Source organism: Mycobacterium sp. (assembly GCF_040398885.1).
Classification (GTDB): domain Bacteria; phylum Actinomycetota; class Actinomycetes; order Mycobacteriales; family Mycobacteriaceae; genus Mycobacterium.
In genome coordinates this window covers 1-9,125 of record NZ_JBBATF010000072.1, presented here as the reverse complement: position 1 = coordinate 9,125, position 9,125 = coordinate 1, and the positions used below count along the sequence as shown (strand labels likewise).

At 69.3% G+C, this 9,125-nt stretch carries 11 protein-coding genes and 1 pseudogene; 5 read left to right on the top strand and 7 right to left on the bottom strand.

Annotation, left to right across the window (positions count from 1 at the left end):
- Positions 1–87: 87 nt before the first annotated feature.
- Complete coding sequence (locus ADBZ5U_RS08630) at positions 88–726, top strand: DUF4245 family protein (RefSeq protein ID WP_526264423.1); 639 nt, start codon at positions 88–90, stop codon at positions 724–726.
- 7 nt (positions 727–733) lie between these two features.
- Positions 734–1,549, top strand: a complete 816-nt coding sequence (locus ADBZ5U_RS08625; RefSeq protein ID WP_526264413.1) for a dienelactone hydrolase family protein — start codon at positions 734–736, stop codon at positions 1,547–1,549.
- Here the strand turns inward: ADBZ5U_RS08625 and ADBZ5U_RS08620 are convergent.
- From ADBZ5U_RS08620 to ADBZ5U_RS08610, 3 genes are read right to left on the bottom strand one after another with little or no spacing between them, the layout of a single operon-like run.
- Positions 1,530–2,726 carry an AI-2E family transporter gene (locus ADBZ5U_RS08620; RefSeq protein WP_526264411.1) on the bottom strand — a complete coding sequence of 399 codons (1,197 nt, stop codon included), beginning with the start codon at positions 2,724–2,726 and terminating at the stop codon, positions 1,530–1,532. The two genes, ADBZ5U_RS08625 and ADBZ5U_RS08620, sit on opposite strands and share 20 nt — an antisense overlap.
- 4 nt (positions 2,727–2,730) lie before the next feature.
- Positions 2,731–3,492: an SDR family NAD(P)-dependent oxidoreductase gene (locus ADBZ5U_RS08615; protein ID WP_526264409.1), complete on the bottom strand. Its 762-nt coding sequence runs from the start codon at positions 3,490–3,492 to the stop codon at positions 2,731–2,733.
- Complete coding sequence (locus ADBZ5U_RS08610; RefSeq protein WP_526264407.1) at positions 3,489–4,556, bottom strand: NAD-dependent epimerase/dehydratase family protein; 1,068 nt, start codon at positions 4,554–4,556, stop codon at positions 3,489–3,491. The genes ADBZ5U_RS08615 and ADBZ5U_RS08610 overlap by 4 nt, the downstream gene beginning before the upstream one ends.
- 83 nt (positions 4,557–4,639) lie before the next feature.
- On the opposite strand from ADBZ5U_RS08610, the gene ADBZ5U_RS08605 reads away from it, so the two are divergent.
- Together ADBZ5U_RS08605 and ADBZ5U_RS08600 are read left to right on the top strand one after the other, a co-directional pair.
- Positions 4,640–5,170 carry a hypothetical protein gene (locus tag ADBZ5U_RS08605; protein ID WP_526264405.1) on the top strand — a complete coding sequence of 177 codons (531 nt, stop codon included), beginning with the start codon at positions 4,640–4,642 and terminating at the stop codon, positions 5,168–5,170.
- A complete protein-coding gene (locus ADBZ5U_RS08600) occupies positions 5,170–5,622 on the top strand; it encodes a hypothetical protein (RefSeq protein ID WP_526264403.1) in 453 nt (150 codons plus the stop codon). Before ADBZ5U_RS08605 ends, ADBZ5U_RS08600 begins: the two co-directional genes overlap by 1 nt.
- A gap of 106 nt (positions 5,623–5,728) precedes the next feature.
- On the opposite strand, the gene ADBZ5U_RS08595 is transcribed toward ADBZ5U_RS08600, so the two are convergent.
- From ADBZ5U_RS08595 to ADBZ5U_RS08585, 3 genes are read right to left on the bottom strand one after another with little or no spacing between them, the layout of a single operon-like run.
- Positions 5,729–5,953: an exodeoxyribonuclease VII small subunit gene (locus ADBZ5U_RS08595; RefSeq protein ID WP_526264401.1), complete on the bottom strand. Its 225-nt coding sequence runs from the start codon at positions 5,951–5,953 to the stop codon at positions 5,729–5,731.
- The gene (gene xseA, locus ADBZ5U_RS08590; RefSeq protein WP_526264399.1) at positions 5,950–7,182 is read right to left on the bottom strand and encodes an exodeoxyribonuclease VII large subunit; all 1,233 of its coding nucleotides are present in this window, start codon (positions 7,180–7,182) and stop codon (positions 5,950–5,952) included. Before xseA ends, ADBZ5U_RS08595 begins: the two co-directional genes overlap by 4 nt.
- The gene (locus ADBZ5U_RS08585; protein WP_526264397.1) at positions 7,179–7,766 is read right to left on the bottom strand and encodes a lipid droplet-associated protein; all 588 of its coding nucleotides are present in this window, start codon (positions 7,764–7,766) and stop codon (positions 7,179–7,181) included. Before ADBZ5U_RS08585 ends, xseA begins: the two co-directional genes overlap by 4 nt.
- Positions 7,767–7,821: 55 nt before the next feature.
- Between ADBZ5U_RS08585 and ADBZ5U_RS08580 the strand changes: the two genes are divergently transcribed.
- Positions 7,822–8,826: a 4-hydroxy-3-methylbut-2-enyl diphosphate reductase gene (locus ADBZ5U_RS08580; protein ID WP_526264395.1), complete on the top strand. Its 1,005-nt coding sequence runs from the start codon at positions 7,822–7,824 to the stop codon at positions 8,824–8,826.
- Here ADBZ5U_RS08580 and ADBZ5U_RS08575 read toward each other — a convergent pair.
- Positions 8,823–9,125, bottom strand: a pseudogene (locus ADBZ5U_RS08575) (hypothetical protein); the annotation flags it as partial. The gene ADBZ5U_RS08580 and the pseudogene ADBZ5U_RS08575 sit on opposite strands and share 4 nt — an antisense overlap.

The window sequence follows — 9,125 nt, the reverse complement described above, 5'->3', positions numbered from 1 at the left end:
AACGTCGCCGGCCCTCCGGCTCCGGGGTTGAACGTCGCCGGCCCTCCGGCTCCGGGGTTGAACGTCGCCGGCCCTCCGGCTCCGGAGTTGAACGTCGCCGGCCCTCCGGCTCCGCGACCCGCCAAGCCGAGGGTGCTGCAGGACGGCCGCGACATGTTCTGGTCGCTGGCCCCCCTGATCCTGGGATGCATGGTGCTGGCCGGCCTGGTGGGCATGTGTTCGTTCCGCCCCGGCGGCCCCGTCGAAGGCAAGATACCGACCTACGACGCCGCGGGCGCCCTGCAGGCCGACGCCGACGCCGTCGGCTACCCGGTCCGGTTGCCCAGGCTGCCGGATGGCTGGCAGCCCAACTCCGGCAGTCGCACCGGCATCGAAGCCGGCCGCACCGATCCGGCCACCGGCAGCAAGCAGCAGGCGGTCGCCAGCCGGGTGGGATATATCGCGCCGTCCAAGATGTACGTCAGCCTGACCCAGAGCGATGCGGACGAAACCGCTCTGGTGCAGTCGATCCAGAACGCGGTGTATCCGACCGGCTCCGAGGACATCTCCGGCGTCAACTGGATCGTCTACCAGGGCGGCGAGGGCACCGAGCCGGTGTGGACCACCCGCCTGGTCGGCCCGGGCGGTGCGGCCCAGTTGGCGATCACCGGCGCCGGTGAGCCGGCGGATTTCCGCACCCTGGCCGTCGCGACGCAAAGCCAGCCGCCGCTGGTCCCGGAGAGATAGGACGCACATGAAGCCTTCCGAACACACCAAGCCCCCCGAAGCCGACCTGTCCGGCTGGGTCCGCGAGCCGTTCACCGCCGAGGGTTTCACCCACGACGTTTATCGCAAGGGCGAAGGCCCCGGCGTGGTGCTCATCCCGGAAATCCCCGGCGCCCACCCCGGGGTGCTGGCCCTGGGAAACCATCTGGTGGACAACGGCTTCACCGTGGCGATCCCGTCACTGTTCGGCACGCCCGGTGCGCCCGCCCGCGGTGTGGGAATGGTGTCCACCGTCGCTCGTGCCTGCGTGGCCAAGGAGTTCGCGGCGTTCGCGTTGAACAGGGAGCGCCCGGTGACCCGCTACTTGCGCGCGCTGGCTCGCGACCTCAAGGCCAGGGCCGGAGGCAACGGCGTCGGGGTGATCGGCCAGTGCTTCACCGGGGGGTTCGCCCTGGCGGCCGCGGTCGATGACAGCGTGCTCGCCTCGGTGCTCAGCCAGCCGTCGGTTCCCATGGCGCTGACCCCGGCCCACAAGCGCGACCCGGGGTTCTCCGAGGGCGAGATGAAGGTCATCGAGAAGCGGGCCGCCGAAGACGGTCTGTGCGCGCTGGGTCTGCGGTTCAGCGGCGACCCGGCGGCGCCGGGGGAGCGGTTCAAGACCCTCAAGGACCGGCTGGGGGACAACTTCGAGGTCATCGAGATCGACTCGGCGCCCGGTAACCCCGGCGGGTTCGGCCGGATGGCGCATTCGGTCCTGACCCTGGAGGTGCGTGAGATCGACGGCCACCCCGCCTATGAGGCCCGCAAGCGGGTGGTGGAGTTCCTCAGAGAACGTCTGGGGTGACCGGCACCGGAGATGATCCCGGCGCCGCCGACGGGACCGGCTCGGGCAGTCCCCGCTTCTTGCGGCGCTTGCCGAACAGTTTCTTGTGGTCCTCTTCCTCGGTCGGTTCCTCGTCCATCTTGACGCCCTTGTAAACCGCGAGGTACACGGAGATGGTCGTCACGATCATGATCATCAGCACCGGGCCCAGGATGATGCCGAGGAAGCCGAACATCGCGATCCCGGAGAAGACCGCGAGCAGCATCAGCGCCGAGTCCAGACGGGCCTGCTTGGGCACCAGTATCGGGCGCAGGAAGTTGTCGACGTTGGTGATCCCGAAGAGGTGGAAGAGCACCACGAAAAGGCCGCCGGCGATATTGCCGAAGAGCATCATCCCGATGCCGAACGGGATGGTCACGATGCCGCTGCCGAGCGGAATCACCGACATCGCCGTCAGGAGGATGGCGAAGATGAAGAAGGCGTCGTGAAATCCTGCGATGTAGATCGACACCGCGCCCAGGATGCCCTGGATCGTCGCAATTATGAACTGGCCCTTGACCGTTCCTTTAACCATGGCGCCCATCTTGGCCAGGTACAGGTCGGTGACTTCCTCGCCCAGCGGATTGAGCCGACGGATGAGGGTGACCACCTCGGCTTTGTTGACCAGCAGCGAAATCAGGACGTACAGGAAGATGATCGCCGAGGTGACGAGTCCGATCGCGCCACCGGCCGCCCCGCTGATCGCCCGCAGCAGCCACTCGCCGATGGTCTGGGCGACCTTGCCGACGGTGCCGCGCAGCGACTCCAGGGTGATGCTCGGGGCCTGGAACGGCAGCTTCTGCAGCAGTTGGTTCACCGCCGAAATGGCCTTGTCGCCCAAGGCGTTGAGGTCGGCCGTCTTGGCCCAGTCGGCCACGCCGATGAGCATCTGCGATATCTGAACTGTGGCCAGTGAGATCACGCCGATGATCGGGATGACCACGGTGCTCAGAGCGATGAGCACGGTCAGCGTGGTGGCCAGGCCACCACTGAGTTTGGTCTTGAGCCGGTTGTGCACCGGGCCGAAGAGGTAGGCGACGATCGCCGCGATGGCGATGAGCATGAAGTAGCGCCGGAGGAAGTAGGCGCCGAACAGTAGGGCGATCGCTGTGAAGATCGCCAGCGCACGCTTCTGGGTGAGCGTGAAATCGGTGTTCACCGGACTACTCTCCCATGAGTTCGCCGAGATGCCGGTGAATGTCGGGATAGCGCTTGAGATGTGCGCCCCCGTTGAGGTCCAGGATCTCACCGGTCATCCACGCCGACTGCGGCGAGCACAGGAAGGCCACCGCAGCCGCCACGTCCTCGGGTGTGCCGGCCCGGCCCAGTGCGGTGTTCTCCACGTACTCCTCCACCACGCCGGGGATGGCGGCGGCGCCCTCGGTCAGCGGGGTGTGCACGAAGCCGGGGGCGACGGCGTTGACCCGGATCCCGCGCGGGCCGAGTTCCAGGGCGGCGACCTGGGTCAGCATCGACAGTCCGGCCTTGGCTGCGCAGTAGGCGCTCATCCCGATCGCCGGCTGGCGGGCGTTGAGCGAGGTCAACGAAACCATCGCCGCGCCGTCGCGCAGGTGGCGTCCGGCGTGCTTCATGACCAGGAAAGCGCCGGTCAGACAGACGTCCACCACGGAACGGAACTGTGCGGCGTCGAGTTCGGTGATCAGCCCGAAGCCGCTGAATCCGGCGCAGTTGACCACCGCGTCCAGCGGCCCGAGCCCCTCGAACAGCGCGGCCACGCTGACCTCGTCGCTGACCTCGACCGCCGACCAGGTGTGTGGCTCGCCCAGTTGGGCGGCGCGCTGTTCGGCCAGTGCGGTGTTGCGGTCGGCGATCGTCACCGCGAAGCCGTCCGCGGCGAGTGCCCGGGCGGTGGCCCAGCCGATACCCGAGGCGCCGCCCACGACGACGGCGACTGGTGTGGTCATGGTTGTCTCCGATCGGCCTGCGGTGCGCCCCACTTGCGGCGCACCGCCTCCCACGGGTTGCTGTAGCAGCCCGGCTGTCTGTAATACGGCGAGCGCCGCTCGAGAAATTCCCGCGCCAACGGTGCCACCAGTCGCAGCGGGTAACGCTTCCAGCCGGACTTCTCGGCGGTCTCGGCCAGGAGTTTCGGCCACGAATAATGTTGGTGGCCAAGGACTTCCTGGGCGGTCGCCGTGTCCATCCAATCGGTGGCGAACCAGCCGTCGTCCTCGGCCGGGTCGCCGGGACGGCCCGGAGGAAGGGCCCCGACAAGTCCCATTGCCGCCGCCGTCGACGCCCCGATCTCGCCCTGGCGCAGACGGTGGGAATCGTCGCCGCCGATCAGCAACGTCCGGCCCACCACGTCGGCGGTGGTCGACGCGGCGAAGGCGTGCGCCACGTCGCGGACGTCGACGGTCTGCAGGCGCCCATCGGTGGGTAACAGCCCATCGAAATAGATAACGTCGGCATCCAAGCCCAGGTTGATGTCGACCGTCAGGACCCCGCCCAGTCGCAGGACCACCCAGTCCAGGTTGGAATTCCGGACGATCGCCTCGGCCTCCACCTTGTGTGCGCCGTAGAGGTCGAAGGGCCGGACGGGGGTTTGCGCGGTGAGTACTGCATTAGTCCGGTACGGGTTGCGAGGTCCGTACACGGCGATACTGGACGCCTGGATGAATCGGGGTGGAACACGTTGCGCCGCAGCGGATACAACCAAATTCCTGGTGGCGTCCACGTTGACCCGGCGGGCCAGGTCTGGTTGCGCGTAACACCGTGGCGGGATGACCGCCGCGAGGTGGATGACCGTCGCCGGTTCGACGTCGCCCAGCAGCGCGGCCACCCGGCCGGGGTCGGTGAGGTCGGACCACAGGGCCGTCACCCCGGAGGGAAGCGACGCCGCCGCCCTCCGGTTGGCCGGCGTGTTCAGATCGGTCGCCACCACCCGGCGTCCCTGGGCGGCCAGGTGTCTGACCGTTGCCGTGCCCACCAATCCGAAAGCCCCGGTCACCAGCACCGCATCGGACATCCGAACCCCTTTGACTGTGGACCCCATCTTGCCGCACGGTATGTTCCCGTTTCCCCGGCCGCCCCGGTTTACCATCGCTAACCATGAACCCGAATCAGCAGTGGCGGCCGCCCGCGCAGCCGCCGTTGCCGCCGCCGCGGTTTGACGGCGGTCGTCCGAGAAACGGCAGAACGTGGCTGCCCGCCGCGATCATCGGTTCGGCGCTCGTGCTCGCCGCGGGTCTGGTCGCCGGCGCTGTGATCCTCAAGCGGGACAGCGGCACTCCGGAAAGTGCCGGGCCGACGACGTGCGAGGCGTGGTCGGAGACCCGTCAGACGCTTCGGTCGATTCCGCCGCTGCCGAACGGCTGGAACTGGAACACCCCGAACATCAACACCTTCATCAGGAATCAGAACGCTCCGGTCGCCAAGGCGCTGGACCTGTTCGAGCCCAAGATCGCCGCGGAACCGGCGGACGTGGCGCAGGCCGCCAGGGATTATGTGGCGGTCCGCCGGGTGCAGATCAAGACGCTCAGCGACCGCACCTACACCCCTGAGGTCGGCGCGGATGTCGACACGGCGCTCAAGCACCTCAACGAACTCTGCGGAATCCCGACCACCGGCCGGCCGATCTGATGGCCCAGGGTGCCAAGCCCGCGGGGCAGGGTGACGAATCCGAGGGGACGGCCGCCGCCCGGGGAGGCGGCCGGCGATGGCTGATGGTCGGCGTCGTGGTGCCCATCGCCGTTGCCCTGATAGGGGCATTGACGGTGGTGGTTCAGCACTGGATCACCGCGAAGTCCAAGTCGGAGGTTGCGACACCGACCGCCGTCGCCCTGCCGCCCGGGGATCCGATCCCGGCCGCCTGGTGTTTTGACTGCAACCCGCACCTGATCGTCGTGGCGCGGGACTGCCGCAACGGTTCGATGCATGCCTGCGACGACCTGTGGAAAGCCGTTGCTGATCCGAAAGTCGCTGAGCCCGAGGCGATCCACGATTACGGCGTCAGTTGCGGTGGACGCCGGCAACTCAAGTCACCGGGTTACCAGTACAAGGATTGCACCGACGAGTTCCCGGGCCACAACTGACGGGTTTCTTCGCGGCATCAAACTGATCATGCTCGGCCTGAGGCCTCGCGGGTTCGGACCTTATGTCGCGGTCGTCGAGGAAGCAATCCACAAGTTCGTCGCAGTCTCAATCCGAGTCCGCCGCGGATGCCTCAAGCGCCGCCTCGATCCGGGCCCGCGCTCCGGCCAGGTGTTCCTCGCACCTGCGGGCCAGCGCCTCCCCGCGCTCCCACAGCGTCAGCGACGCGTCGAGGTCCAGGCCGCCCTGTTCGAGAACCCGGACCACTTCGATCAACTCGTCCCGGCACTGTTCGTAGCCCATATCGCCGACCGGCGTCCGCGGCTCACTCATGCGGCCCCGTCCTCGCGTCCGGTGCTCACGGCGCCCACCGCGCCGTCGGAAAGCCTGATCCGCAGCGTGGTTCCCGGCGCCGCGTCGTCGGCCGAGCGCAGGACGGCTGCCGAGCCGACCACCCGTTGCACCACCGCGTACCCGCGGGCCAGGGTTGCGGCCGGACCCAGGGTGGACAGCCGGGCGCCCAGGTGTCCGACCCGCTCGGACTCGGCGGCCACCATGCGGGTCACGTCGCGGCGCCCCGCCGCCCGGGCCCGCTCGACCTCGATGACCCGTTCGGTGATCGACCGGATCGGGTCGGCCAGCGCCGGCCGGCTGCGCAACTGGGCGAGCATGCGCTGTTCGCGGTTCACCCAGTTGCGCAGCGCGCCGGCGCTGCGGCGCCGCAACTCGGCCACCCGCGCAAGCTCGGCTTCCGTGTCGGGCACCACCTTCTTGGCGGCGTCGGTCGGAGTGGCGGCCCGCACGTCGGCGACCAGGTCGCACAACGGGTTATCCGGTTCGTGGCCGACCGCGCTGACGACCGGGGTGCGGCAGGCGGCGATCGCCCGGCACAGCGTCTCGTCGGAGAACGGCAGCAGATCCTCCGCGCTGCCGCCTCCGCGGGCGATCACGATGACGTCCACCTCGGGGTCGCCGTCCAACTCCCGCAACGCCTCGACGATCTGGGCCACCGCGCTCGGCCCCTGCACCGCGGTGTTGCGGATCGCGAACCGCACCGCCGACCACCGTGCCGCTGCCACCGAGGTGACGTCGTGCTCGGCCGCCCCGCCCCGTCCGGTGATCAATCCGACGCGGTTCGGCAGGAAGGGCAGCGGCCGCTTCAACCGGGGGTCGAACAAGCCCTCGGCCTCCAGCAGTCGCCGGAGCCGATCGATGCGGGCCAGCAATTCGCCGAGGCCGACCGCCCGGATCTCGTTGACCCGCAACGAGAACGAGCCGCGCCGGGGGTCGAACTGCGGCTTCCCGCAAACGACCACCTGGGTGCCTTCGGACAACATGACCGGGGCGGAGCGAACCAGCCCCGTGCCGGCGGTGACCCGCATCGACATGTCGGCGGCCGGGTCACGCAGGACCATGTAAGTCGTCGCTCCGCGCGAGCGGATCTCGGTCAACTGACCCTCCACCCACACCACGCCGAGTCTGTCGATCCAGCCGGCCACCCGGATGGCGACCGCGCGGACCGGGAAGGGGTTTTCGGCCGAAGCGCCCGGCGCGGTGCTCACTTGGCGGTCGCGCGGGCGATCCTGTTGGCCAGCAGGGTCTGGAACGGCGCCCGGGCCTTGGCGGTTTCCTCGAAGGCGAGCAAGGCGCGCAGTTCGGCCACGCCCAACGACTGGATCCTGGCCCGCAGCTGGGCCAGGGTCAGCGACTCGTAGTCCAGTTCCACCGCGACCGCCGGCGGCTCGGCCGACCCGGCCGGCACCGGCGTGTCGCCGGTCATGCGGACGGCGCCGCGGTTGGCCTCCGGTCCGCCGGCGACTCCGTCGGTCACCGAGTACAGCGCGAAGCGGCCGTCGGTCTTGCGCTGCCCGTTGGGCGACTTGCGGTCCGGCTCAGCGGGCTGATCCTCGTCGAAGGTGGCCCAGTCCGGTTTCTCCTCGCTGGGCGGGAAGATGTTCTCCAGGGCGAGGTCGCCCTTGATGACCAGCCCGGCCAGGTCCTGCTGGATCTTCATCACGATCTGCGCGAGGTTGCTGGCCATCGTCATCGGGTACATGACGATGGTCTGCGGCAGCTTTCGGGTCTCCTCCAGAGCGGTCACGACGGCGCCGACCAGCAGCCGGAGACCGTAGGGTGCGGTAGCCATGGCCCCTAGCGTACGGGTGGTCCTGCGCCGTGAGGGGAGAACGTACCCTGAGACCATGTCGCCGACCGTGAACATGGGAATCCCGGGTGCCACCGGCTCCGCCGCGCACCGCGATGACAAGCGGGTGCTGCTGGCCGAGCCGCGGGGCTACTGCGCGGGAGTGGACCGCGCCGTCGAGACCGTCGAGAGGGCGCTGGAGAAGCACGGTGCGCCGGTGTACGTCCGTCACGAGATCGTGCACAACCGCCACGTGGTGGACACGCTGGCCCGGCGCGGCGCGGTTTTCGTCGCCGAGACCGACGAGGTGCCCGAGGGGGCGGTCGTGGTGTTCTCGGCCCACGGGGTGGCCCCGACGGTCCACGAGACGGCGGCCGAGCGCAAGCTGCAGGTCATCGACGCCACCTGCCCGCTGGTCACCAAGGTGCACAACGAGGTCAAGCGGTTCGCGCGGGAGGACTACGACATCCTGCTGATCGGGCACGAGGGCCACGAGGAGGTCGTCGGGACTGCCGGCGAAGCCCCGGACCACGTGCAACTGGTGGACGGACCGGGCGGGGTCGACGGCGTCACCGTGCGCGACCCCGACAAAGTGATCTGGCTCTCCCAGACCACACTGAGCGTCGACGAGACGATGGAGACCGTGGCCCGGCTGCGGGAGCGGTTCCCCACGCTGCAGGACCCGCCCAGTGACGACATCTGCTACGCCACCCAGAACCGGCAGGGCGCGGTCAAGGCGATGGCGCCGGAGTGCGACCTGGTCATCGTCGTCGGGTCGCGCAACTCCTCGAACTCGGTGCGACTGGTGGAGGTGGCCTTGAATGCGGGAGCACGGGCATCCTTCTTGGTTGATTCCGCCGAAGACATCGACCCGGCCTGGCTGGACGGCGTCGACACGGTCGGGGTCACCTCCGGCGCGTCGGTGCCCGAGATCCTGGTTCGCGGCGTGCTCGAGCGGCTGGCCGAGTCCGGTTACGCCACGGTGCAGACGGTGACCACCGCCAATGAGACCCTGGTGTTCGCGCTGCCCCGGGAGATCCGGCCGGCGCGCTCGGCAACCTAACGGCGGGTCCGGCGCCCGTCGATATCGGTGTCGGACGGGCCGGGGTCCCGGTAGCGCACCCGGGAAACCGGGTGATGGTCCGGCGCGGGGCGCCGACGCGGCTTGCTCGGCGGATACGGCTCGTACTGCGGACGCGGCTGATATCCCCGGCCGGTCTCGTAGGGTTCCAGGCGGCTGCCGCGGGGAGGACTGGGTTCGCGATGGCCCGCGCGGTTTTCCCGCCGGGCCGGCGGGGGAGTGCGGCGCGGGTCGCGCTGCTGGCCGGTGCGGTGGCGGAGCCCGCCGTCCCACGCGCTGTC